This is a genomic window from Cupriavidus sp. BIC8F (genome assembly GCF_032465815.1).
GTDB classification, from domain to species: Bacteria; Pseudomonadota; Gammaproteobacteria; order Burkholderiales; family Burkholderiaceae; genus Cupriavidus; species Cupriavidus necator.
The window spans coordinates 3,084,271-3,109,152 of sequence record NZ_CP136095.1; the positions used below are offsets into that span (position 1 = coordinate 3,084,271).

Consider the following 24,882-nt stretch of genomic DNA (forward strand, 5'->3'; position numbering starts at 1 on the left):
CTCCCATCGCGCTTGTGCGACTGATCTTGCGACTCTGGCCGGAAGAAAAGATGGACACTGTTGCGCTCTTTGCCGGAGCCTACAAGCATGTGTTCCCGCGAGGTGGCGCCAGTGGCATGGCTGCCGGTATCGCCAGCTACCTTTGGGAAATCTATGGAGAGCAGCGGCCGACTGCTTGTCACAGGCGATAGACCGTTACAGATCTATCCCTGTTCGACGGAACATCTCACCACGGGAGCAATCCGTTTGCGTTTGAAAACGTGCCCGTCGGCTCATTCGCATCAAGAAGCGCCAACCGGACCGGCTCTCGTGCCGCGTCTTCAACCGATCCAGCGCCAGGCGCATAGTTGCTCAGATCAGTGGCAGTGAAGCCCGGACAGGCCGCGTTGACCTTGATTTTTGTTCCCTCCAACTCGATGGCCAACGCTTGCGTAATCGCATTGAGTGCGGTTTTTGAAGTCTGATAAACCCCGACGTACTGCCGCGAGTAATCCGCAGGGTTGTCCTTCAGCGCGAGTGAACCACCTGCGCTCGAAATATTGACGATGCGTCCAGCCGGTGCTTTGCGCAGGAGCGGCAGCATCGCCTGCGTGACCGCTACAACCCCGAACACATTTGTCTCAAACACGGCGCGCATATCGTCGACTGGTACGCGGCTCACCTTATCCCCGTCCCTCATTTCTTCGATAGAGGTGCCCGGCTTGATCGGTCGCGAGATCCCCGCGTTGTTGACGAGCACATCCAGGCGCCCCAGCGTTTCCTCGATCTGCCTGGCCGCTTTTGCAATTGACGTCTGATTCGTTACATCGAGGTGGATGGCCTGAGCCCCTTCTCCGACGCTTCTTGCCGCTGCCAGGCCCAAATCCAGGTTGCGTGCTCCAATCAATACTTTGAAGCCTTTCCACGCCAGCTCCTTGGCGATCTGAAGGCCAATTCCTTTGTTTGCACCGGTAACCAGTGCGACAGGTGTGCCATGCATGTTTGCTCCGTTCGGAATGAGGTAGTACCGACGCTCATACAGTAGAATTAACCGGAACGCCGATCCGGTTACAAACTATATGGAACATTGTTCCGATTAGCAAGGGGGGGTCATGATTTGAGTAGCAACACCAATAAGTCCACCAACGAAAGTGCACCGCGCGCCGTTCGTGCAGACGCGCAACGGAACTTCGAGACGCTCCTGCGGACGGCGCTAGAAGTGTTCGAGTCCTCCGGTATCGATGCTCCCGTGCGTGAGATCGCCAAAAAGGCAGGGGTAGGAGTCGGCACGATCTACCGGCACTTTCCTCGGCGCTCAGACCTTGTCGTGGCGGCGCTGTGCAGCGAAGTGGATGCCTGCGCGAGCGCTGGAGCCGCGCTCGCCGCACAGCTGCCAGCCGGCGAAGCGCTGGTCGCATGGATCGACCGCTATGTCGACTTCGTGACAACGAGGCGTGGCCTCGCGGCTGCTCTGAATTCGGGGGACCCCGCGTTCCAGGCTGTGCCAACGTATTTCCTGGAGAGACTCCGCCCAGTCGTTCAAAATCTCCTCGATGCGACGGTCGCTTCGGGCGTTACCCGCAAAGGAGTGCAGCCAGATGAGCTCCTTTGCGCGATCGGAGCCCTCTGCGCTCCACTCGAATGTCCCAATCCGCCCGACGCCCGGAGGTTGGTGGCGCTGTTTGTCGACGGATTGCGCTATGGCACGAGTCCACAGGCATCTAAAGCGAAATGAGGCTGTGCGCGGAATGATGGGAGTTGGGGCCAGAAATCAACTCGCTTGCGCAGCGAGCGTGACCGGCCGGTAAATATTCATTGGCTATTTCGCCACTCGCACGAGCCCACTGCTGAGGACACGGAAGATCTCGTCACAGCAACCATGCCCACTACGGGTCGGTCGATTTTCCGTAACCCCAGGGCAGCAACGAACGCGACCAAGCCGCCAGCGGCGAGAGGCATGTACGCCCACCCCCACTGGTGGGAGGTAATCGTGCCTTCGCCCGCATCCACGATGCGGCGCACTGCAAGATCCGGTCGTTCCTCGAACAAGAGGAAACATTGTTGCGTTGATGCCGCTAAAATTCGGCGAAATGCCCGCCCTATTTTGGTTCAAACTTGCGCGCAGCTAAATTCTCGAGGGCGAGACCATGCCATTGCAACTGGATGCATACGACAGAAAGCTTCTGCACCTGCTTCAGGGCAACAACAAGCTTTCCCAGCGAGAGCTGGCTGATGCGGTAAATTTGTCCCCCTCAGCCGTGAATCGTCGGATCGCCGCGCTCGAGGCCGATGGTGTCATCACAGTGAACACATCCGTGGTCGACCCCGCCAAGGTCGGCAAGCCCATTACCGTACTGGTGGAGGTGACGCTGGAGAACGAGCGACTGGACCTTCTTGATGAGATCAAGAAGCGCTTTGTCGATTGCCCTCAGGTGCAACAGGTCTACTACGTCACCGGCGATTACGACTTCCTGCTGGTCCTCACCGTTTCGGACATGACCGAGTATGAGCGCCTGACACGAGAACTGTTCTTCGTTTCCGGCAACGTGAAGAACTTCAAGACGCACGTGGCCATGCAGCGGTCGAAGGTGAGCTTGGGCGTCTCCATCGACCTATGATGGCCACGAAGGCGGTCGCCACTTGGGGAACCGCCCTGCCCTTCCTCAAGCAAACTCCCTTAGTCCGCTTTCGCTGCTCTCCGCTAAGTATGCGGTACGGCGGCCGCTTCGCACACCCCACCAGTAGAAGACGAAACCTACAACGGCAACCGACGCCATGTCCCAACCAGGCGGAATGACGCCAATGCCGCCAAACTCTTCGCCTCCCAGCCACGACAGCATTGCGATGGCAGGCAGATACAGAATGAGCCACCAGGCAGACCGAAGCTCTTCGCCAAAGCCACGCCATCCTGCCTTTGCCTGGTAGTACAGATACAGCGGCAACGCAGCGACCATCAGCACGATGACCTGTCCGGTCAGGGGCCACCTTGCCCAGTAGAGCACTAGCGTGGCACAAACGAAAGCGAACGGCGCAATCAACGACATTCCGCGGATGTGTAGTGGTCTTTGGATATCGCTAGCGTGTTCACGCAACGCCATCAGGCTCACGGGTCCGGAGAGGAACGAGATAACAACTGCTACCGAAATCACTGCAGCCAGGGCTCCCCAGCCGCGGAAAAAGAACAGGAAAATGAACGAGACGGCCAGGTTGAACCACATGGCTTCACGCGGCACACCGTAGATGGGATGGGTATTACCGAAGAGCCGGGGCATCGTGTCATTACGCTCCATGGCGTGAATCATGCGAGCTGTAGTTGCCGTGTAGATGGCGCCGGTCCCTGACGGACTGATGAAGGCGTCCACGTACAGCATCATGGCCAGCCAATTCAGGTTCAAGGCCAAGGCCAGTTCGGCAAAAGGCGACGTGAAATCGAGATGCGACCATCCCTCGCGGATGCTTGCCGGGCTTACAGCGCCAATGAAGGCGACCTGCAGCAGTGCGTAGATGACCAGCGCCACAAGAATGGAGCCCACGACCGCAAACGGAATGCTGCGCGCCGGGTTGCGAGCCTCCCCAGCCAGACTCACCGGGCTCTGGAAGCCATTGAAACTGAAGACAATACCGCTGGTAGCTACAGCTGTCAGGACTGCGGACCATCCATAGGGTGCAAACGCTGCGCTGGTGCCAATCGCCAAGTTCTCGGTATGGAAGCCACCCCAGGTCAACCCGACGACCGTCAGCGCGGGAACGGCGATCTTGAAGACCGTGATGGCCGAGTTGGTCTTCACGAAGAGTTTGACACCCCAGTAGTTCAGCAAGAAGTACACGATGACAAGTGCGGCGCTAGCAACCAGACCGGGCGTCGTCAGCTCACCATCCGCCATGAGTGCTTGCGCCCATGGGTATGGCCAGGACGCCATGTATTGCACCGACGCAATGGCCTCAATCGGGATGACGGAAACAATCGATATCCAGTTTGCCCATGCGCTGATGAACCCAACCAGCGAACCGTGTGAGTAGCGCGCATACCGGACCATGCCGCCCGACTCCGGGAACATTGCCCCGAGCTCCACGTAGGTCAATGCAATGGCGAGGATGACCACGGCGCCGATGATCCACGCCAGGATTGCGGCGGGCCCTGCAATCTTTGCCGTGTGCCACGCCCCAAACAACCACCCGGAACCAATGATGGAACCGAGCCCTGTGAACATCAGGGCGATTGGCCCGATACTGCGCTTCTGTGTCGAACTCATTGCTGTCTCCATTTCGTCTGGACGCACGTCTCCCCGACGATGAGGAAAGCCTCATCGCCGCGGTGTGCGCTTCTTAGTGAGTTATCTGCGTGGTGTCGCCGGAATCAACGCGCCAGCCACGCCGTCTGGCGTGCGAGCACCGATTCATGCGATTCGCCTACCAGTTGCTGATAGACGGAAGGCGCCGTAGCACCTTCAGTGTTGATGACCAAGACGCGTGACGTTGCGTCGAGACCTGCTTCTTCGGAAAGCGCTGCATTCGCACGAAGTACGGCCAGGCCAGCCAGGCCCGCTGCACCGGATTCACCAGCAACGACCGGCAGGTCGCCAGTCTCCCTTCCAGCGAGCTGGTGCATTGCCGTCACCGCGTCATCGTCCGAAATCGTCATGAAGACGTCCACGCTGTTCTCCAGGAAACGCCAGGCGAGGGGCGACGTCTCGCCGCAAGCCAGTCCCGCCATCACGGAGTCAACCGAGCCAGTTGCGTTAGCCGCCCTGCCTTGCAGCGCGCTTTGGTAGAGGCAATCCGCTTGCACGGGCTCAACAACGATGAACTTGGGACGATTCGCACCGAAGAACTCCCAGAAATAGCTGGAAATGCCGGCGGCAAGTCCGCCTACGCCACCTTGAAGAAACACGTGGGTATATGGGGACTGCTGGCCTGGTGCAACGTTTGCCTGCGCCACGATTTCTGCGGCAATGGCGCCGTATCCCTGCATCACGTCGCGCGGGATGTCCTCATAGCCTTCGTAAGAGGTATCCGAGACGACAGTCCAGTGGTTGGCGGCTGCGAGACGAGCCGCTTCCTCCACAGATTCATCGTAGTTCCCAGCAATTCTCAAGATGGTAGCGCCATATGCCGCGATGGCATCTTCGCGCTCCTGGCTTACGTTAGCGTGCAGCACAATCACGCATTGGCAGCCGAAAGACCTAGCCGCAGAGGCCAGTGCGCGACCGTGGTTGCCGTCAGTCGCGCTGATGACCGTGAAGTCCCTGAGCAGATCCGCATACTTCCCGTCGATTAGCGCCAGCGCGTCCAGGTTGCGCTCCGGGAAGGTGCGGAGGATCAAACGAACTAGGGCAATCGGAGCACCGAGAGCCTTGAAACTGCCCAGCGGCGAGCGAACCGATTCGTCCTTCACGCTCAGTTCAGCGATATTCAGGCTGGCGGCAAGCTTGGGAAGATCGCGCAGCGGCGTGGGGCCGGCGTTCAGTTGATCCCAGTGGGAAAGCCACGTGCGGCTGCGCTCGGCTTGCTCGATGCTCATGACGGCTTTGAGCTCGGCGGGATAGGCGGCCCGACGGGCACGAGAATTCTTAATCAGCATAGGTACTCCGATAAAATTGAAATTCAGGCCTGAGCTTGGCCGAGGCGATTGAGCACGACGTTGAGCAGAACCTCCGCACCCATTACGAGTTGGACATCGTCGGTGTGCTCCCGCGGGTTGTGGCTAATGCCGCCCTTGCTCGGCACGAAAATCATGGCCGAAGGCGCAATGCGGGCAATCATCTGCGCGTCGTGGCCGGCGCCAGAGGTCATGCGTCGGTTGGTAAAACCATAGCCATTCGCCGATGCCTCGATGCAATCCACAAGGCAGGAATCGAAGACGACAGGCTCGAACCGTGCCAGTCGCTCGGTGGAGATATTTACGCCCTCCCGCTGGGCCACCTTTTCGAGGAATTCAGCGAAACGCTGTTCGGCCAGTGTCAGGCGCTCCTCGTCCGGATCGCGAAGATCTACCGTGAGTGTCGCGCGGCGCGGGATGACGTTGATGACGTTCGGCTGAACGCTCAAGCAGCCCACGGTCGCCAGTGTTGTGCCACCGGAGTCGCGGGCCAGTTCGCGCAGGAAGGTCACGATGGATGCCGCCACGAATCCGGCGTCGTGCCGCAGGTGCGTTGGGGTCGTACCGGCGTGATTGGCATTGCCCTGGATGGTCACCTGCTGCCATGAGATGCCTTGCAGGTTCTTCACCACTCCGAGCTGGATACCTTCCGCTTCCAGAATCGGGCCCTGCTCGATGTGAAGCTCGAGGTATTCATGCGGGACAATTGCACCCGGCTCCAGGTCTCCCGCATAGCCAATGCGCGCCAGTTCGTCGCCAAGGCGCGTGCCGTCCGTGCCAATGGTATTCAGCGCTTCGTCGACAGAGAGACCACCCGCGTAGACGAGCGACCCCATCATGTCCGGCTGATAACGGATGCCTTCCTCGTTGGTGAAGGCTCCAACCATGATGCTGCGGGACGGTGCAATGCCGGCTTCTCGATAGGCCCGCGCCACAGCCAGTCCGGCCAACACCCCATAGCAGCCATCCAGCGCGCCGGCATTTGTTACGCTGTCAATGTGCGAGCCCATCATCAGCGGAGCCTCGGTGCCGTCGTCCGCCTCGGAGCGGAGGATGCCGAACAGATTTCCGATACGGTCTACAACGACCTCCAGTTCCAGTTCGCGCATCCAGCTAGCAACAAGGTCCCGCCCCGCCTTCTCGTCGTCGGTAAGGGCAATGCGAGTACGACCACCAACCTCGCTGTCGGCGCCGATTTCCCCGAGTTCCTTAAGCTGACGCAGCAATGTGGCGCCATCTAGATGAAGCCGGCGCGCTTCGGGTGCGCTGTTTGACATTCAAGTCTCCAATACCATGACATTCATTGTCCAGCAGACCACTGGTCGCGCTGGAATGCCTGCAATGTTAGAGCGTTGAGGTGCAACAGCGTCCCACTTTGCCTAGCCCCTACGCAACAACCTTGCGAAATTGGAAGCCCAGTTGCACCAACGAACCAGTGAGAAGCTCAGAGAAAGCCACAGGCTACAACTTGATCGGCGCAACTGAGCTCTCCCATTTGGCCGCCTCCTCCAAAAGCCATTCTCGAAAGGCAATCACTCTTGGAAAATGGGAAGTCTCAGCTCTGTACACGACAAAGTAGGCAAGTGCCGACGGAAAACTGATATCCGGGAACAACTTCACCAGGCGGCCGCTTGCGAGGTCGTCCCGCGCCATAACACTTCGCGCAAGTGCAATGCCCTGCCCTTCGGCAGCCGCCTGCAAAACTGCCGCAGAGTTATTGATCTTCAATCCGCGCGTGGTAATCGCTCGCGTGACGCCAACCCTGCGAAGCCACGCATCCCATGAGGGAAAACCGGCATGCCCCTCCATCGACATGTCATGGATCAACACTTCCTCCGCGAGATCCTCCGCCCGGCTCAAGGTCCCCTGGCCTAACAACTTGGGCGAGCAAACGGGATAGACCTCCTCGTCCATGAGCTTGTCCGCCGTCAATCCCGCCCATGATCCCGTGCCGTACCGTACGCCGATGTCAATGTCTTGCACCGAAAAGTCGACCGGCTTAAGACTGGTCTCTAGGCGGACATCCATGTCTGGCCATGCCGCCTGGAACCGATCCACGCGCGGCAACAGCCATTTGACTGCAAAGGCCGGGCTGACGGTCACGGTCAGAACGCCTCTGGTCGCCCCCTCCTGCAGACGCTCCAAGCCCAAAACAAGCCGGTCAAAGCCCGCGCGGATGTCGGGTAACGCTCGCTCTGCCGCTTCAGTCGGGGTCAGTCGTACTCGTCCGCTGGACGCTCGATGGAATAGCGGTACGCCAAGCCACTCCTCCAATGTACGGACGAGCTGGCCAACTGCAGCTGGCGTGACGTTAAGTTCGACCGCCGCAGCGGAAAAACTCTGATGCCGAGCGCTAGCTTCGAACGCACGCAGCGCATTGAGGTGAACAGGCGTCTTCATCACTAAATTTTTTCTTTCTATACGAGAGAGTTTATCTCGTTTGTCAGCTTGACATGGATACCCAAGAATGATCTTCATTGCGGGGGCATTGCAAAAGCCCAAGCTATGCGAGTAGGCCGAAAGGTGGGCAGTTCCATTCGTAGTTTATCTATCCCATCCCTCGCCCATCAATACACGGAATAGACAATGAACAACCAATTCGAAGGCCAAAAGCTGCTGGTAGTAGGCGGCACCAGCGGAATGGGCCTGCAGATCGCCCGCGACGTGCTGACCCGGGGCGGTAGCGCGGTGATCGTGGGAAACCGGGCCGACAAGGCAGAACAAGCCCGCAAGGACCTGGCCGCACTAGGCCCGACCACCGCGCTGGTCGCAGACCTGTCCAGAAGTGAAGGACTTTCGAGCCTGCTCCAGGCCATTGACAGCCAGCACACGGACATTGACCTGCTGGTCAATGCAGCTGGCATCTTCTTCCCAAAGCCGTTCCTCGAGCATCAGGAATCTGACTACGACCTGTACATGGCGCTAAACAAGGCGCAGTTCTTCGTCACGCAACGCGTCGCCGCCAACCTCATCAAGGCAGAGCGTCCGGGCGCGATCGTAAACATCGGCTCGATGTGGGCCAAGCAGGCCATCGCCGCAACGCCGTCGTCGGCCTATTCGATGGCAAAGGCCGGCCTGCATTCACTTACCCAGCATCTGGCCATGGAGTTGGCGGGGAAGCACATCCGCGTCAACGCAGTCTCCCCTGCCGTGGTGCAAACGCCAATTTACGAGGGATTTATCCCGAAAGCCGAAGTCGCAAGCGCGCTGCAGCGCTTCAACGGTTTTCATCCCATCGGCCGCGTTGGCACGCCAAACGATGTGGCAGAAGCGGTCACCTTCCTGCTGTCCGACAAGGCGAGTTGGGTTACCGGTGCGATATGGGACGTCGACGGCGGCGTCATGGCCGGCCGCAACTGAATGCCACACCTATCCATTCCCCAAGCACCTACTGGAGATTCAAACCATGGTCTATCTGCAAATCACGCTCCGGATTCACCAGGAAAACCGAGCTGCCGCCATTGGCATCTACAAGCAATACAAAACATCTTTCCTCAGCACAATTAGGGGAGCCGCATCGAAGGAACTACAGGTGCGCGACGAGGATGTGCAAGTGCTGCACGGTTTTGATACGGTAGAGAACGCAAACAGCTACCTGCAGAGTGCATTGTTCACTGCCAATGTGATTAGTGGCCTCAAGCCGTTACTCGAAGGCGCACCTGACATCAGGATCTACCAAGTCCAGTAACTCCAAATGGCTAACTGCCAGTATTGGCTGTCGGCCTACTCGGCCTTGCAACTCTGCAAACTCGGCAAGATTGGACCCCCTGGCGCAATTCTGCTGACGTGTTGCAAGGCTTGGTCAGTGCCTCCTCGTTCATTATCGGGGCCAGCCACATTCCCCTTACGCCCCCAAGGTGCGCCCCAATGTTTAGCCCGCTCTGGGCCGCCTCGTCATGAAGGCGAAGGAATTCCATGCTCGTCAACGCGGACTTTTCGCAACGTGCCATTGTTATGCCGCATCAGTACCAGTGGATCGCCTCGCCAAACGGCGAGGTCGATCGCGCCATGCTAGACCGATTGGGAGGCGAAAATACGCGTGCGACCAGCATCGTGCGATACGGGCCGGGCGCGAGCTTTCCTCGCCATCAACACCCCGGTGGCGAGGAGATCCTTGTACTTTCCGGCACTTTTTCCGAGGGAGGCAAACACTATCCAGCAGGATGGTATTTGCGCAATCCCCCGGGTTCGTCGCATGCGCCGTCAAGCGCGGATGGCGCTACGATCTTCGTGAAGCTTCGACAAATGGCGCCATTCGATAGCCAGAGCGTACGCATCGATACGCGCGACATGAATCAATGGCAGTCCGAACCCAACGGCGACATCTGCTTGCTCTATGTAAATGAAGTGGAGCGGGTCCGGCTACATCGGTTGCGGCCAAGCAGCATGCTTCCTGTCGACGGAGCAATGGAGTTGCTGATACTAGACGGTGACACCAGTTTCGAAGGCGTTCGCTATTCCCATGGCACCTGGATGCGCCTCCCGGTCGGCGACCAAGGCAAGATACTGGCGGGAACTGCAGGCGCTAAGCTATACGTAAAGAGCGGTCTATTCGAGCGTTCGGATGCGGAGCCAAATAATGCGTAGCGTCCGATGCGTTATCGTTGGTGGCGGCCTGAGCGGACTCTATGCTGCGACACTGTTGAAACAGCATGGCGTAGGCGACTACTTGCTGATCGAAGAACGCGATAGGCTCGGTGGTCGGATCCATTCCGTGGCGGCCTCAGGTCGTCGTCAGGAAACACCACTGGCGACGGAATCCAACGCAATTGATCGGGTAGACCTAGGGCCGACGTGGTTCTGGCCCGCCTACCAGCATCAGTTCGACAAGCTGATCCATGCACTGGGAGTGGAACGATTCCCGCAGCATGACAGAGGTTGGATGATGGCGGAGCGCACCGCCACCGGTGCGCCGATGCGCATTCATGGGTTTCCCAACTCCCCCACAGCGATGCGACTGATGGGCGGCATGGGAGCTTTGATCGACGCGCTGACTCGGCGTGTCAGCCGGTCGCGGGTCCTCACCGGCGAATCCGTAAGGCATATTCGCATAGCCGGCCATAGCATCGAAGTCGAAAGCCATGATGCTTCGGACCGACTTACCATCACCCAGGCCGCCCATCTCCTGCTGGCCGTGCCCCCTCGTCTCTCGAGCCAGTCCATCGAATTTTCGCCAGCCCTACCACCCCGGCTGCTTCAGCCATGGCTGGACACACCCACATGGATGGCGGGCCATGCCAAGTATGCCGCCGTCTATGAAACTCCCTTCTGGCGAGCAGAGGGTCTGTCCGGCGAAGCCCGAAGCGCGGTCGGGCCGCTGGCCGAAATCCACGATGCGACCATGCCAGGCGGCTCTGCCGCACTGTTTGGATTCTTTGGCATGCCCGCGCACACGCGCCGTGGCGTTCCCACCGACACACTGAAAACCCACTGCCGAGCCCAACTCGCCAGATTGTTCGGCCCCAAAGCTGCAGTTCCGAGCCATGACTTCATCAAGGATTGGGCAACTGACTCATTAACGTCTACCCCTCCTGATCTGGAACTAGCGCTGAGCCGCCACTCCATAGCTCCCCCGGCCACCGCCCTGACCGATCCGTGGAAGGGCCGCGTAATTGGCATCGCGAGTGAATGGTCCCCCAACTTCCCCGGATATGTCGCAGGTGCTATCGATGCTGCAACACGGGGTATTGAATCCATCTTCGGAAAATCCCCGAACACATCCTGCAACGACCAATGACAATCAAACCAACTTACCGTGCCGTGCAAATCAGCCGCCCAGGCCATCTTGAACTGGTCGAGCGTCCGACCCCTACACCCGGTCCAGGAGAGGTACTGATTGCGGTGGAGGCCTGCGGCATGTGCGGCGCTGACATTGGCGACATCGAACAGGCTGCTTCCTTACTTAATCCACCACGCGTTCCAGGCCACGAGATCGTGGGGCGAATCGCGGCACTTGGAGCCGGCACGCAGGAAGTCTGGAAGATCGGCCAACGCGTCGGGATTGGCCGTCTCGGGGGGCATTGCAACACGTGTACGCAATGCCGCCGCGGTGAGTTTCAGCTTTGTCAGAACCAGACGTTTGTCGGCGCCACATGCGACGGGGGCTATGCGGAGATGGTGCTAGCCAGGGCCACAGGTCTTGTGTCAATTCCAGATGCGCTCAGTTCGGAAGAGGCTGCACCGATCCTATGTGCAGGCATAGCAACGTTCAATGCATTGAGGCGCTCCGACGCGCAACCCGGCGACACGGTGGCAATTCTTGGCATCCGTGGCCTAGGCCACATGGCATTGCAGTACGCGAAGAAGATGGGCTTCAGGGTCGTCGCCATCGGACGGGGTAGCGATATCGCAGAGGATGCCGCTGCGCTCGGCGCCCATCTATACCTGGACACAGAGCGTGTAGATGCAGTGAGCACGCTGAAAAAAATGGGGGGCGCGCGGGCGATCGTCGCCACAATAGGCAACGCCGATTCAGTTTCCACACTATTTCACGCGCTGGCGCCTCATGGACGCCTCATCATCCTTGGAGCCGGCAAGGACCCTTTATCCATCCCCGCGGGAATGTTGGTTACAGGAGAGCGCCACGTCATCGGCTCCTTGACGGGCACACCGTCCGAATGCGAACGTTTACTGGATTTCAGCCTCTTGGTCGACGCACGCCCTCGATTCGAGACAATGCCTCTGGAGCGAGCGGCTGACGCCTACCAGCGCCTCAAGAATGGCGCCCCCAAGTTCCGGATGGTGCTGACCATACCCCCTCACTCTCGCTGAACTCCCCCCAGTCATCCGATGTTCTCCAACTCGTCAGTCACGCGACTCGCAATCGCCCAAGCCCTTTCAGGCGCCAACTCTACAGTGGTCTATGCCACCGGCGCCATCATCGGAAACATGCTTTCGCCGAGGCCTGAGCTTGCCACCCTGCCAATCTCGCTTTTTGTTGTTGGAATGGCCCTGTCGACGCTTCCGGCCGGTTTGCTCGCCCGCCGCTTTGGCAGGCCCGTGGCGTTCCTGGCCGGAAGCGCCTGCGGCGTTCTCGTCGGCCTCCTGGCCGCAGTAGCTCTGGCGGCGCATTCCTTCACGCTGTACTGCATCTCAATGCTGTTCGGCGGTGCCTATGCCGCAGTGGTGCTGACCTTTCGCTTCGCCGCCGCTGAATGCGTCAGCCCGCAAGACAAGCCCCGTGCGCTATCTCTAGTGCTGGCAGGTGGTGTCGCAGCAGGAGTTCTTGGACCACAACTGGTTTCGGCCACGATGAATCTATGGCCACCGCATGCGTACGCAGTGACATACCTCGCTTCCGCAGCCATTGCCGTTCTGTCCGGGCTCGTACTGAGAGGCATCCGGTTCCAGGCCGCGCCGACAGGGCTGCGTAACACGGGAGGCCGACCAATCCGGGAGATCCTGAAGCAACCGCGGCTGTTGGTCGCCATGCTGTGCGGGGTGGTCAGCTATATGATGATGAACTTCATGATGACCTCGGCTCCCCTCGCCATGGAGCTATGTGGCATTCCTCGGCTTGACTCAAACGTCGGCATCGAGATGCACGTCATCGCAATGTACGCACCGAGCTTCTTCACAGGACGGCTGATCGCCCGCTTTGGGGAGTCGGCAATTATTCTGGCGGGCTTGGTGCTGACAGCCCTGGCTGCCCTAACCGGAATGAACGGCCTGTCGGTCAGCCATTTCTGGGTAGCATTGGTGCTTCTAGGACTAGGCTGGAACTTCGCGTTCCTTGGGGCATCAGCAATGGTGCTGACCTGCCATACCACTGAAGAAGGCCCCCGTGTGCAGTCCATCAACGATTTCGTCGTCTTTGGCGCAATGGTCGTAGGCTCGTTCGTCTCTGGAGGACTGCTCACAACGTTCGGCTGGGGAACAGTGACTTCGCTTATTCTTCCGCCGGTCGCCGTCTCGACCGTTGCCCTCCTCTGGCTGCAATGGCGCCCTGCCGCGGCATCCCGCCAGCATTGATCAGGGCCAAGCCGGGTTCGACTGCCGACGCGCTTCTGGCTCGACAGCCGCAGGAACCCGGCAATGTGTGCTCAAGGTAAGCCGCCAACGGCTTCTTTCCCTCTCCGACCATGTAGCTCTCATCGGCTTTGAAGCGATGCAGAGCGAGTCGGTCCTCTTTCGAATAGATACCAACCGTTCGGACGTCGAGATCTGGCGCCTCTCGCATCACATGGATGGCGATCTCGGATCGATTGGCGACCAGGATGGATTGGATGGAATTTCATGCTCGTATCTGAACAGGCAGGCGCAGCAGCTGACCCCAGCACATATCTCGGGATGTAAGCATCCTTGTCTGCTTCTGGATACAGCTAGCGACGGGGGTATGGGCAAGCGAGACGAGAGAGCCAAGTCAATCGTTGGCTTGCTTGTCGAGTCGCTGGGGACGCCCCGGCGCCGTGTCGACGCCGATGCTCTTAGGGTTTCGAACGAGTATGAACGGCAGATTCATCCTCGATGACCGAATTTCCCGGACTGAACAATTGATAAAGCTGATCAGTCATGACATCCAGCGCATTACCTCGCCCCCCGACAGGCCGTGTGGATTGACCGGTTTTTCGGGTCTGACCGAAAGGAAATTCGCGTTTCCATTCCGATTCGGTGCCGCACTACCATGCACTCCAGAAAGACACCCACTGCAATAGACAGGGGATCAATCAACATAGCGGAGACAACAACATGAAATTTGTCGTACGGACTGTGGGATGCATCCTACTCAGCGGCACTCTCCTCACATCCGCCGCCAGCGCTGCCCCAGCGTGGCCCTCGGCGAAGCCAATTACCTTGGTCGTACCGTACCCGCCCGGCGGCAATGCAGACATCCTCGGGAGACTGTTCGCCCAGCAGCTCAGCCAGAAGACTGGGCAGACAGTAGTCGTAGACAACAAGCCGGGGGCTGGAAGCATGGTGGGCTCCTACCAGGTGGTCCGCGCTGGCTCTGACGGCTACACCTTCCTTCTCGGAAGCATTGCAAACGTCCTGAACCAGTACTTCTACAAGAAGCCGCTCTACGACATGAACAAAGACTTGGTTCCCGTGTCGCAGCTCGTAAACGTTCCCAACTATGTGGCAGTGGGTCCGACCGAGAAATTCCGTACGATGGGTGAAATCATTACGTTCGCCAAGGCCAATCCGAAGAAACTGAGTTGTGCGAACACCGGTGTTGGGACAAGCACCTATCTTTCGTGCGAGATGATCAAGACGATGACCGGCGCGGAGCTCGTCAACGTTCCCTATAAAGGTGGCGCCGCTGCGATGCAGGATGTCATGGGCGGCCAGGCCAACATGGTCATCGCCAATGAAGCGCTGGTACCTATCAACGATAAACGCCTGATTGGCATTGCGGTGACGTCCGCTAAACGCAGTCCGCTCGCTCCGCAGTTGCCGCCGCTTTCTGACACCCTTCCCGGCTTCGATGTCAACTCGTGGTACGGCGTGTTTGCTCCGGTCGGCGTAGCCAAGGAGATTTTGGATCAAGTTGTCGAAGCCGCCGCGGCTATGGCCAAAGAAGAAGCAACTCTGAGCCGGCTGAAGGTAATCGGTGCAACGCCCGTCGGAAGTTCACAGAAGGACTTCGCCGCATTCTTCAAGGACGAGATGGCGAAGTGGGGTGAAGTAACCAAAAAGATGAACGTCCAACTTGATTGAATTAGCACGTCTCCGACGACTTCTGTCGAACGAAAGCGTAATGGCCCCACAAGGATTGAACCATGACCACGACTGTTTCCTCTTCCCGCTTTCTGCGTTTTGTCGAAGCGTTCGACAAGCTTGTTGACCGCGCAGGTGGCGACGAACCGACGATTCTCGCAGAGGGGAAAACCCTGCTGCACGAACTCATCGCAAACGACGACTGGCTGCCGGACTGCTGTGCGCAGCCTCACCATCAGTATTACCAGCAGTATTTGCTGCACGCCGACCCGAATGACCGCTACTCCGTCGTGAGCTTTGTATGGGGGCCCGGGCAGAAGACACCTGTTCACAATCATACCGTCTGGGCGTTGATCGGCATGATGCGTGGTGCCGAGCGCGGCGAGCGCTTTTCGGTTCCTGAAGGTGACCAGCCAATGCAGCTTCTTGGCGAGGACACCCTCGAGCCAGGCGATATCGATATGGTTTCGCCCAGACTTGGAGACATTCATCGCGTCTCCAACGCCTTCGACGACCGTGTGTCGATCAGTATCCACGTCTATGGCGGGAACATTGGACGAATTTCTCGGCATGTCTTTGATGTCGCTACCGGGTCCACCAAACCGTTCATCTCCGGATATTCGAACGAACCGTCCAAGGCTGCAAGCTAACCCGCCTCGCGCCAGGATTGGATACGTTATGAAAGTCACCGAAATTGAAACCATCCTTTGTGATGCAGGATGGCGCAATTACTTCTTCGTCAAACTGAGCACCGACAAAGGCATTGTCGGATGGAGCGAGTATGACGAGGGCTTCGGATCCCCCGGCGTCGGCGCGATCATAGAGCAGCTCGGCAAACGCTTGATTGGCCAGGACGTGCGTTCCCACGAGCGATCCTTTCAGGAAGCCGGCTGCCTCACTCGCCCGGCGCCCGGGAGCGTAATCGCACAAGCCATCGGCGCCTTGGAGAATGCCCTGTTGGACGCGAAAGCAAAGCTCCTGAATGTTCCATGCTACGAGCTGCTAGGCGGCAAGGTGCGCGACAGCGTGCCAGTCTACTGGTCACACTGCGCGACATGGCGCATTAACCATCCCGCCTACTACCATCCGGCCATCACGAATCTCGACGGGGTGTACCAGGCGGGAGCGGAGGCACGGGAGCGCGGCTATTCCGCGCTTAAGACCAACTTGTTCATTCACGAAGATGGCTCGCCGTATGCCTGGCGACCGGGCTTCGGCGTGCCTTTCCAGCCGGAACTCAACGTCGACCGGAAGCTGATCCGCAATACGCATATGCATCTGGAAGCGCTGCGCGACGGAGCCGGCCCCGACATGGACATCCTTGTCGACTTCAATTTCAATGCTAAGCCGGAAGGCATGTTGAAGCTGCTTCGCGAACTGAAAGATATGGACCTGTTCTGGGTGGAGACAGACAGCTTCAATCCGAAGGCATTGGCTTACGTCCGCGACCACAGCCCCTTCCCTATCGCTTCTTGCGAAACCCTGATTGGTGTGCGGGGCTTCCTACCGTTCCTTGAAGCACAAGCCATGGACGTCGCCATTATTGACACCGTCTGGAACGGGGTCTGGCAATCCATAAAGATCGCCGCTGCATGTGAGGCGCACGACGTGAACATCGCGCCGCACAACTTCTATGGCGATCTCTGCACGATGATGAACGCACATTTCGCGGCGGCTGTCCCCAATCTCCGGCTCATGGAAACCGATGTCGATCGGCTCCCGTGGGAAGGCGAACTGTTTACTCATCAGCCGGAATACCGGGACGGCCACTTGGTGATCCCCGACCGTCCGGGCTGGGGAACTGAGCCCATCGAGGAAGCGCTGCGTGCTCGTCCTCCCAAGGGCACGGGCGGCCTTTTGCAGTACAAGCGAAACAACTGACTCAACGATTTTTTCAACAGCATCTACTAACCAAAGGAATCACCATGCTGAATAACTGGATCGACCAACTGAAGAATCTGCGTTCCGCCGCTGGCGCCCTGGCCAAGGCTAACCCCAAACTGGTCAGCGGCTTCCAGGCCCTGAATGCCGCTCAAAATGGCGCGGGTGCACTCGATCCGAAGACGCGCGAGCTCATCGCGCTGGCCGTCGCAGTCACCACCCGTTGCGATGGTTGCATCTCGTCCCACGCGAGCGCCGCACGCGCCGCTGGCGCGACCGAGGCCGAGCTCAGCGACGCCCTGGGCACGGCCATTGCGTTGAATGCCGGCGCAGCCTATGTCTACTCGGTGCGCGCAATGGAAGCGTTCGGCCAGTTCGAGAACACCTGATACCGACGCCACCCCGGAGAGCTTGGGATGAAAATCCTAGTGCCCGAAGCGATGCACCCAATCTCGCTTCAACGCCTTCGCATTGAGCACGACGTGAAGCACGATCCCACGTTGTTCACACGCGGGCCTGAATTGGTTGAAGCGGCGCGTGATGCAGACGTCCTCATCATCCGCAATCGCACACAGGTCCGAGATGATCTGTTGGCGGCTCTGATGCGATGCCGTGCCGTGGGAAGACTGGGTGTCGGCCTGGACAACATTGACGTTGAGGGCTGCCGAGCCAAGGGCATTAAGATCATCCCTGCCTTCGGGGTAAATGCGCGCTCCGTCGCCGAGTATGTTGTGACCACGGCCATGATGCTGCTGCGCAGAAGCCACTATGGTGTCAGCGCTGGGATGGCTGCGGGGGAGTGGCCACGCCCAGCGTCACCCGAAGGATTTGAAATCGAAGGGCGCACGTTAGGTGTGGTCGGGTTCGGCTCAATCGGGCAACTCACCGGACATCTGGCAGACCGGCTCGGCATGAGAGTTGTCGCATACGGACACACCTCGGGTTCGCGGGCTCCTGGAGATTTCGAATGCAAGATGCTGCCGCTGGAAGAGCTCCTTGCATGCAGCGACGTCGTTAGCTTGCACCTCCCCCTCACACCTGAGACGCGCGGCTTGATCGACGAAAGGCGTCTGTCGAAGATGCGCCCAGGGGCGATCCTGATCAATGCCGCCCGCGGTGGGATTGTCGACGAAGTTGCACTCGCACAGGCACTGCACAAGGGACATCTACACGGCGCAGCGCTGGACGTATTCGACACAGAACCGTTGCCAAGTGGTTCAGCGCTGGCGGACGCCCCCAATCTTTTACTTACACCGCACATTGCTGGCGTGACGGCCGACTCCGAGTTCCGCGTGTGCGAGTACGTCGCCGATCGCATCATGGAGATGTAGGCCATCTGCCATTGCAATACGGCCTGTCGACACTTGGCAACATTCCAAGGAGTTGCTGATGTTCAAAGGTTTGCTGCTGGAAAAAGGAGAAGAAGGTCTGTCCGTATCGCTGACAGACCTTGAGGAAAGCTCGCTGCCGGATGGCAACGTCACGGTTCGCGTTGGGTACTCTACGCTGAACTACAAAGATGGCCTCGCCATCACAGGCAAAGGACCGGTCGTCCGCAAGTTCCCGATGATTCCCGGAATTGACTTTGCGGGCACCGTCGACTCAAGCGACCACCCCGACTTCAAGCCGGGGGACAAGGTCCTACTGAATGGACACGGGGTAGGGGAAGCCCATTGGGGCGGCTTGGCTCAGAAGGCTCGCGTTTCCGGAAACTGGCTGCAGCCTCTGCCAGCGGGTCTCAGTGAGCGCGAGGCAATGGCAATAGGCACGGCAGGCTACACGGCCATGCTCTGTGTCCTGGCACTCGAGCGGCATGGCCTAATGCCAAATCAGGGCGAAGTGCTCGTGACCGGCGCCAATGGCGGTGTTGGCAGCTTTTCCCTTGGCATCCTCGCAGCGAGAGGCTACCGAGTGATTGCGTCAACCGGGCGCCCCGAGGCGGAAGCGCGCCTGATAGCCCTCGGTGCGTCGGCAATTGTCGACCGAACGACGCTTGCCACTCCTGGCAAGCCCTTACAAAAGGAACGGTGGGCGGCGGTCGTCGACAGTGTGGGCAGCCACACCCTCGTCAACGCTTGCGCACAGACGCGTTACGGCGGTGCTGTGGCAGCGTGCGGCATGGCACAGGGGTTGGAGTTTCCGGCGAGCGTCGCGCCATTCATCCTCCGTGGTGTCGCACTTTTGGGAATTGACAGCGTCTACGCCCCACGGGCACTGCGCGATGAAGCATGGTCGAACTTGGCAAAGATCGCGCCCAAACTCCTGGAACACATCGGCACCGAGATCTCCCTTAGCGAGGCCGCGTCGACTGCCGCGAGACTGCTGGAAGGAAAAGTCGAGGGGCGCATCATTGTTAACGTGAACGCTACGTGAGGACTGAGACATGGATGCGAAATCTCAACCGCGCGTCGCATTACTCAACACCGCGCCCCTTCCAGACACGCCCCTTCCTCAATGGCCTGGGCAGCTTGATACTCCAGCACGATTTGCCCACGCGGCGTTGGCCCACTCAGCGAAGAATCCCCATCGCCCCGCCATCAGCGCCAGAGGAAAGGACTGGACGTACGGCGAACTGGCCGCCGCGGTCGATGCCGCTACCGCAATGCTCCGCGATTACGGCGTCCGACGTGGCGACCGAATCATGCTAGTTGGCGAGAACGGCCTGGGGCTTGCGGCGTTCATACTGGCGGCCGGCCTTCTAGACTGTTGCGCAGTCCTGGAAAATGCGCGCCGCGCGCAATTCGAGGTCAACGCCATCAGAGCCCACGCGCAGCCCCAATTAACGCTCTATTTCTCGGAGGAATCTTCCGACGCGGCCGAACATGGGCGCCGGAATGACGCAGCACCGGTAGAACTCCCGTATATCGGGGCGTTCATGGTAAAGCGGGAGTTGGGCGATTCTACCCCTGACGCCATCGACGGAACATCCAACGATATTGCAGCGCTGATTTACACGACTGGCACGACCGGCACGCCCAAAGGGGTCATGCTGACGCACGCTAATCTACTCTATCTCGGCGCCATGATGATCCGGCTGCGCAAGCTTGATGCTTGCGACCGAATCTATGGCGTCTTGCCTATCACCCACGTTATGGGGTTGGTTGCTGTTTTTGGTGCGACCTTGCGTGCCGGCGCGCATGTCCATCTCGTCGCGCGCTTCTCGCCAGCCCATTGCCTTCACGCTCTTGAGACCGAGAACATCAGCGTTCTACAGGGTGCCCCGGCGATGTTCTCAAAGCTGGCTGACCAAGCCCACAAGCGTCGCGTCAATGCACCGGCCCTGCGCTTCATCGCCGCTGGCGGCGCCCCGATTGATCCGACCGTCATGGCAGATGCAGATGCGTTGTTTGGACTGCCTTTGCACAATGGCTATGGGTTGACCGAAGGATCCGGGCTGTGTTGGACACGACTGGACGCTGCGCGGACTGATTGTTCGGTGGGGCTGCCCCTGCCTGGCGTAGAGATACGTCTGTTAAGCCCCGATGGCATCCCAGTTGCTGACGGCGAGGTCGGCGAACTCTGGGCCCGCGGGCCCAACGTGATGAAGGGCTACTACCGCAATCCTGCGCTCACCGCGCACATCATGCGACCAGGCGGCTGGTTCAACACCCAGGATCTAGCACGGGTGGATCAAAGCGGACATGTGTTCATTGAAGGCCGCACCAAGGACCTCATTATCAGCAGTGGCTTTAACGTCTACCCGCTCGAAGTCGAGAACGCTCTGAACAGCCATCCAGGAATAGTGCAGTCCGCAGTCGTTCCACGCAACCTTGGTGGCAATGAGGAAGTCATCGCATTCATCGAGCGTGCGGAAGATTTTGTGTTGACTGCCCACGAGCTTCGTCAACACCTCGCAGAGCGACTTTCGCCGTACAAACGCCCCCGCGAGGTGTACGTGGTATCTCAGCTCCCTTCCTCACCCAATGGAAAAGTCCTGAAGCACCAGTTGAAAGGACTAGCCCAGACGCCAGACCCTGAAGGCGTTGTCCGCCTGCTCTGACACTTATAACTCGGAGACCACTATGAGCCTCAACCAAGACGATGCAGTTACGTATTCATCGAGCGAAGGCGTGGCGACCATCACAATCAACCGCCCAGACAAGCTCAACGCAATCAACACAGAGGTCGAGCAGGGCCTGCGCGAGGCGTGGCTTCGCTTCAATGCCAGCGATGAGGATCGCGTGGCTGTGCTGACGGGTGCCGGTGATCGCGCGTTCTCCGCTGGACGCGATCGCGCCACCGTCGAACCGCCGGACTATCGCCGCTTTACGCCGGGTGTTGTCATCGATGTGGACAAGCCAGTCATCGCGGCCGTCGCCGGATGGTGTGTTGGCGGAGCAGTGGTACTTGTGCAAATGTGCGATCTTTGCATTGCAGCGGACAATACGAAGTTCAGCTATCCCGAATCAAAGATGGGATTCGCTGGTGGCTTGCTGAGCGCGCTGCCCGGTCGCATCCCTCACAAGGTCGCAATGGAGATGATGCTTCTCGGCGGCGAGATTGGCGTCGAGCGCGCCTACCAGGTTGGCTTCGTGAATCGCGTCGTTCCTGTTGGGCAACAGCTCATCGAAGCGCAAGCAATGGCTAGGCAGTTGGCCACCCACGCGCCATTGGTTCTCGGTATGCTCAAGCGCTTTGCCAACGACGTCCTTCCCAAGAGCCCTGTGGAAAAGGGCGCATTTGCTCTGAAGGAGACCGAAGCGGTCTTTGGAAGTGCAGACTTTCAGGAAGGGCTCGCTAGCCTGAAGGAAAAACGCCCGCCCAAATTCATTGGCCGGTAAGGCCAAAGGAATACATAATGTCAAACAGGAATCCACTCGAAGGTGTTCGAGTAATTGAGGTCTGCAATGTCGCGGCCGGCCCTTTCTGTGGCATGTTGCTCGCTGACATGGGGGCAGATGTCATCAAAGTCGAGAACCCTGATGGTGGCGACACCCTTAGAAGCTGGCCTCCCGTCAACGACGGGTACAGCGAAAATTTTGCGTCTCTGAATCGCAATAAGCGATCCGTCACTCTGGACCTGAAGCAATCGGGCGATGTCCAGTTGCTGCGCGAACTTGCAAAGACGGTTCACGTGCTTATCGAGAACAATCGGCCTGGCGTGATGGACCGTTTGGGAGTCGGTTACGAGCACCTTCGCCAACTGAATCCTTCCCTGGTCTACTGTTCCATCTCTGCCTATGGCCAGGCCGGCCCCCGATCGCAGGAGGGTGGTTTCGACCTAACCATTCAGGCAATGAGCGGCATTATGAGCATCACAGGCGAGTCTAGCGGCCCCCCAGTAAAGTGCGGAGTTCCGCTCGCTGACTTCTCCGCAGGTCTGTATGGAGCCTTCAGCGTCGTATCCGCCTTACGACTTGCAGAAGCTACCGGGCAAGGCTGCCACCTGGATGTGCCGATGTTGGGTGCTACGCTTGGAATTGCGGCCCTGCAGACGTCGGAGTACTTCGGCTCCGGACGAGATCCCCTCCCTCTCGGCTCAGCGCATCCAAGAAACGCACCATACCGTGTGTTCCGGAGCCGAGATGGGTACTTCGGGATGGCAGCTGGCAACAACTCTCTCTGGCGCGCAGTTTGCGTCGCCCTAAAACGGGAAGACTTGTTGCTCGACCCGCGCTTTCAAACACCAACGAGCCGCGCTCAGCATCAGGATGACCTCCTGGTGCTGCTGGAAAGGGAATTTATCAAGGCTGATACGGACACATGGCTCAGCATATTCCGGGACACTGGCGTTCCATGCTCCCCGATCAATCGATACTCCGAAGTTCTTGCCGACGAGCAGGTAACACATATGGAATGGGTGCAACCTCTGGATTTGCCCAACGGACGCCAGACCCAGACCTTTGTGTCCCCTATCCGCATGTCAGGCAAGGGCTTCCCGGTCCGGCGTCGGCCACCGGCCCTAGGGGAACACAACGACGAAGTCATGGGTGAGCTGCGTCGAGCCGGGGAGAAGGCCGCATGAGTTCACCACTGCATGTCGAGAGAACGCAGGACGTCTGGACGCTGAAGTTGCAACGTCCGGAGAAGCGCAATGCACTGTCCTATGACATGGTCGAGGCGCTTCTGGACGCCGTCCAGGATGCGCGCGACCGTCGCGTGCCAGTCCTCGTTCTTCAGGGCGCAGGAAAGAACTTCAGTGCGGGCTTCGATTTTTCGGATCTCTCATTTCTAAGTGATGGCGATCTTCTGCTCCGCTTCGTGCGAATTGAACTACTGCTGCAGGCATTCGCCACATCTCCCTGCCTCACCCTAGGCCTTGCCCACGGCAAAAACTTCGGCGCAGGCGTCGATCTCCTGGCCGTATGCCGGCATCGCGTGGCGACAGAGGAAGCTACTTTTCGCATGCCTGGGCTCAAGTTCGGCCTTGTTCTAGGGACTCGTCGCTTCGCCTCTATCGTCGGCAAGGAAAAAGCAACGGACATTCTCTCGAACTCGAAGACATTCTCCGCATCGGAGGCTAAATCGATCGGGTTCATTCACGAAGTTTCTGAACAGGACCGTTGGGCCGAAGCGATTCATGCCGCCTCCGCGACAGGAAGCATCCTTTCGCCGGCAAGCCGGGCCGACCTCTACGCGGCCGTATCCGACCTCCAGGCAAACGCCGACCTTGCCTGCCTTGTTAGATCAGCAGCGCTGCCCGGCATCAAGGAACGTGTCGCTAGCCATCTCGCACGGTCGGAATAGACTGCTGATTAACCTGCGCGTGCGCAACTCTTCCCCAAGAAATGCGATGCCAGCTCCTTGGTTCCCCGATTACACAGCTACGGCATCGGCATGTGCCGGATCCGAAGTATGCGATCCGGCATCTACCGCCAGCAAGCAATGCTGAATGAACGCGCCGCACGTTGGACCGGGGCGCTTGGCAGAATGAGTGACGATAGTCAGGCGTCGCTGCGCTTGGGGCATTTCATGTTTCAGCACCACGAGGTCGCCCGCGGCCACGGACCGCTCGACCGCGTGCCGTGGCAAGCAGCCTACGGCAAGGCCGGTCATGACGAGTGCCGTGACGGCCTGAGGGGTTCCTAGCTCATAGTCGATCTGAACGGTGCCCAGATTTTCGGTTAGCCAGCGTTCTGCTGCCTCTCTGGTACCCGACCCCACTTCCCGCATTGCCCAGCTCACGGCGCGCAGATCTGAATGCGACGCCGTACGTTGTGCCAGTCGATGAGTCGGCGCCGCGACAATCACCATCTCATCGCTGAACCAAGGCTGCAAAGAAAGGCCACTACGTGTTTGCGGCCCTTCGATAAAGCCGACGCTCGCCTCAAGCTCAGCCACCGCGTCCAACACCCCAACGGTATTCGTCACCAGCATCCGGACAGAATTTCGCGGATGAGTGACGCGCCATCGGGCAATCAGGTTGGGTAGAATATGCTCGCCAATAGTCATGCTCGCCGCGATTACAAGAGGAGATCCGGCGACCTTGGTATGCAGGATCTCTTCTAAATCGGCAATTTGCTCTAGCAGCGATGCCGCGACCGGTAGCAGGTTACGTCCATACTCATTGAGCACCAAGCGGCGCCCAATTCGATCAAACAAGTCGCACCCCAGTGCTCCCTCAAGATCCGCTAGTGCACTGCTTGCTGCCGACTGCGACCTAGCAACGACGTCGCCAGCAGCGCGCGTCGAGCGTTCCTTGGCCACGGCAACAAATACCTCTAATTGCCTTAGTGTAATTCGAAGTCGCTTTGGCGTGGTGCTCATCTTGCCTCCTTCATCTTGAACGCCTTCAACAACGCCCGTCTTGCCATTTTGCAGTCAAG

General features: G+C 59.0%; 25 protein-coding genes. 18 read left to right on the forward strand and 7 right to left on the reverse strand.

Annotated elements, in window-relative coordinates; translation table 11 throughout:
• Positions 1-226 precede the first annotated feature (226 nt).
• Positions 227-979 carry an SDR family NAD(P)-dependent oxidoreductase gene (locus RS901_RS34450; RefSeq protein WP_316155096.1) on the reverse strand — a complete coding sequence of 251 codons (753 nt, stop codon included), beginning with the start codon at positions 977-979 and terminating at the stop codon, positions 227-229.
• A 117-nt stretch (positions 980-1,096) separates the two neighbouring features.
• Here RS901_RS34450 and RS901_RS34455 point away from each other — a divergent pair, with 117 nt between their 5' ends.
• Positions 1,097-1,714, forward strand: a complete 618-nt coding sequence (locus RS901_RS34455; protein WP_316155097.1) for a TetR/AcrR family transcriptional regulator — start codon at positions 1,097-1,099, stop codon at positions 1,712-1,714.
• A gap of 412 nt (positions 1,715-2,126) precedes the next feature.
• Complete coding sequence (locus RS901_RS34460; protein ID WP_316155098.1) at positions 2,127-2,597, forward strand: Lrp/AsnC family transcriptional regulator; 471 nt, start codon at positions 2,127-2,129, stop codon at positions 2,595-2,597.
• A 45-nt stretch (positions 2,598-2,642) separates the two neighbouring features.
• Here the strand turns inward: RS901_RS34460 and RS901_RS34465 are convergent, their stop codons facing one another.
• From RS901_RS34465 to gcvA, 4 genes are all read right to left on the reverse strand, one after another.
• Complete coding sequence (locus RS901_RS34465; RefSeq protein WP_316155099.1) at positions 2,643-4,232, reverse strand: APC family permease; 1,590 nt, start codon at positions 4,230-4,232, stop codon at positions 2,643-2,645.
• A gap of 104 nt (positions 4,233-4,336) precedes the next feature.
• On the reverse strand, positions 4,337-5,560 hold the full coding sequence (locus RS901_RS34470; protein WP_316155100.1) for a diaminopropionate ammonia-lyase: 1,224 nt from the start codon (positions 5,558-5,560) through the stop codon (positions 4,337-4,339).
• A 23-nt stretch (positions 5,561-5,583) separates the two neighbouring features.
• The gene (locus tag RS901_RS34475; RefSeq protein WP_316155101.1) at positions 5,584-6,855 is read right to left on the reverse strand and encodes a Zn-dependent hydrolase; all 1,272 of its coding nucleotides are present in this window, start codon (positions 6,853-6,855) and stop codon (positions 5,584-5,586) included.
• A 184-nt stretch (positions 6,856-7,039) separates the two neighbouring features.
• Entirely contained in the window at positions 7,040-7,978 is a 939-nt protein-coding gene (gene gcvA, locus RS901_RS34480; RefSeq protein ID WP_316157362.1) for a transcriptional regulator GcvA, read from the reverse strand.
• A gap of 186 nt (positions 7,979-8,164) precedes the next feature.
• On the opposite strand from gcvA, the gene RS901_RS34485 reads away from it, so the two are divergent.
• The 6 genes from RS901_RS34485 to RS901_RS34510 all read left to right on the forward strand — a co-directional run bounded on the left by RS901_RS34485 (position 8,165) and on the right by RS901_RS34510 (position 13,549).
• Entirely contained in the window at positions 8,165-8,938 is a 774-nt protein-coding gene (locus tag RS901_RS34485) for an SDR family oxidoreductase (RefSeq protein ID WP_316155102.1), read from the forward strand.
• 46 nt (positions 8,939-8,984) lie between these two features.
• The gene (locus RS901_RS34490; protein ID WP_316155103.1) at positions 8,985-9,266 is read left to right on the forward strand and encodes a hypothetical protein; all 282 of its coding nucleotides are present in this window, start codon (positions 8,985-8,987) and stop codon (positions 9,264-9,266) included.
• Positions 9,267-9,493: 227 nt separating this feature from the next.
• On the forward strand, positions 9,494-10,165 hold the full coding sequence (locus tag RS901_RS34495; protein ID WP_316155104.1) for a cupin domain-containing protein: 672 nt from the start codon (positions 9,494-9,496) through the stop codon (positions 10,163-10,165).
• Positions 10,158-11,315, forward strand: a complete 1,158-nt coding sequence (locus RS901_RS34500) for a flavin monoamine oxidase family protein (RefSeq protein ID WP_316155105.1) — start codon at positions 10,158-10,160, stop codon at positions 11,313-11,315. The genes RS901_RS34495 and RS901_RS34500 overlap by 8 nt, the downstream gene beginning before the upstream one ends.
• Entirely contained in the window at positions 11,312-12,349 is a 1,038-nt protein-coding gene (locus RS901_RS34505; RefSeq protein ID WP_425476458.1) for a zinc-binding dehydrogenase, read from the forward strand. The genes RS901_RS34500 and RS901_RS34505 overlap by 4 nt, the downstream gene beginning before the upstream one ends.
• A gap of 18 nt (positions 12,350-12,367) precedes the next feature.
• Positions 12,368-13,549, forward strand: a complete 1,182-nt coding sequence (locus RS901_RS34510) for an MFS transporter (RefSeq protein ID WP_316155106.1) — start codon at positions 12,368-12,370, stop codon at positions 13,547-13,549.
• Here the strand turns inward: RS901_RS34510 and RS901_RS38975 are convergent.
• Complete coding sequence (locus tag RS901_RS38975) at positions 13,467-13,757, reverse strand: biotin carboxylase N-terminal domain-containing protein (protein WP_410054209.1); 291 nt, start codon at positions 13,755-13,757, stop codon at positions 13,467-13,469. The two genes, RS901_RS34510 and RS901_RS38975, sit on opposite strands and share 83 nt — an antisense overlap.
• A gap of 509 nt (positions 13,758-14,266) precedes the next feature.
• Between RS901_RS38975 and RS901_RS34520 the strand changes: the two genes are divergently transcribed.
• The 10 genes from RS901_RS34520 to RS901_RS34565 all read left to right on the forward strand — a co-directional run bounded on the left by RS901_RS34520 (position 14,267) and on the right by RS901_RS34565 (position 23,803).
• Positions 14,267-15,235: a tripartite tricarboxylate transporter substrate-binding protein gene (locus RS901_RS34520; RefSeq protein ID WP_316155107.1), complete on the forward strand. Its 969-nt coding sequence runs from the start codon at positions 14,267-14,269 to the stop codon at positions 15,233-15,235.
• A gap of 62 nt (positions 15,236-15,297) precedes the next feature.
• Positions 15,298-15,885 (forward strand): cysteine dioxygenase, encoded by a 588-nt coding sequence (locus tag RS901_RS34525; protein ID WP_316155108.1) that lies wholly within the window; start codon positions 15,298-15,300, stop codon positions 15,883-15,885.
• A gap of 28 nt (positions 15,886-15,913) precedes the next feature.
• Positions 15,914-17,116 carry a mandelate racemase/muconate lactonizing enzyme family protein gene (locus tag RS901_RS34530; RefSeq protein WP_316155109.1) on the forward strand — a complete coding sequence of 401 codons (1,203 nt, stop codon included), beginning with the start codon at positions 15,914-15,916 and terminating at the stop codon, positions 17,114-17,116.
• Between the two features lie 44 nt (positions 17,117-17,160).
• Positions 17,161-17,505 (forward strand): carboxymuconolactone decarboxylase family protein, encoded by a 345-nt coding sequence (locus RS901_RS34535; RefSeq protein WP_316155110.1) that lies wholly within the window; start codon positions 17,161-17,163, stop codon positions 17,503-17,505.
• Between the two features lie 27 nt (positions 17,506-17,532).
• The gene (locus RS901_RS34540) at positions 17,533-18,447 is read left to right on the forward strand and encodes a hydroxyacid dehydrogenase (protein ID WP_316155111.1); all 915 of its coding nucleotides are present in this window, start codon (positions 17,533-17,535) and stop codon (positions 18,445-18,447) included.
• 58 nt (positions 18,448-18,505) lie between these two features.
• On the forward strand, positions 18,506-19,489 hold the full coding sequence (locus RS901_RS34545; protein WP_316155112.1) for an MDR family oxidoreductase: 984 nt from the start codon (positions 18,506-18,508) through the stop codon (positions 19,487-19,489).
• Between the two features lie 10 nt (positions 19,490-19,499).
• On the forward strand, positions 19,500-21,116 hold the full coding sequence (locus RS901_RS34550) for a class I adenylate-forming enzyme family protein (RefSeq protein ID WP_316155113.1): 1,617 nt from the start codon (positions 19,500-19,502) through the stop codon (positions 21,114-21,116).
• A 22-nt stretch (positions 21,117-21,138) separates the two neighbouring features.
• Complete coding sequence (locus RS901_RS34555) at positions 21,139-21,897, forward strand: enoyl-CoA hydratase/isomerase family protein (protein ID WP_316155114.1); 759 nt, start codon at positions 21,139-21,141, stop codon at positions 21,895-21,897.
• 17 nt (positions 21,898-21,914) lie between these two features.
• The gene (locus tag RS901_RS34560; protein WP_316155115.1) at positions 21,915-23,081 is read left to right on the forward strand and encodes a CaiB/BaiF CoA-transferase family protein; all 1,167 of its coding nucleotides are present in this window, start codon (positions 21,915-21,917) and stop codon (positions 23,079-23,081) included.
• Positions 23,078-23,803, forward strand: a complete 726-nt coding sequence (locus tag RS901_RS34565; RefSeq protein ID WP_316155116.1) for an enoyl-CoA hydratase/isomerase family protein — start codon at positions 23,078-23,080, stop codon at positions 23,801-23,803. Before RS901_RS34560 ends, RS901_RS34565 begins: the two co-directional genes overlap by 4 nt.
• Positions 23,804-23,872: 69 nt before the next feature.
• Here the strand turns inward: RS901_RS34565 and RS901_RS34570 are convergent, their stop codons facing one another.
• Complete coding sequence (locus RS901_RS34570) at positions 23,873-24,823, reverse strand: LysR substrate-binding domain-containing protein (RefSeq protein ID WP_316155117.1); 951 nt, start codon at positions 24,821-24,823, stop codon at positions 23,873-23,875.
• Positions 24,824-24,882 lie beyond the last annotated feature (59 nt).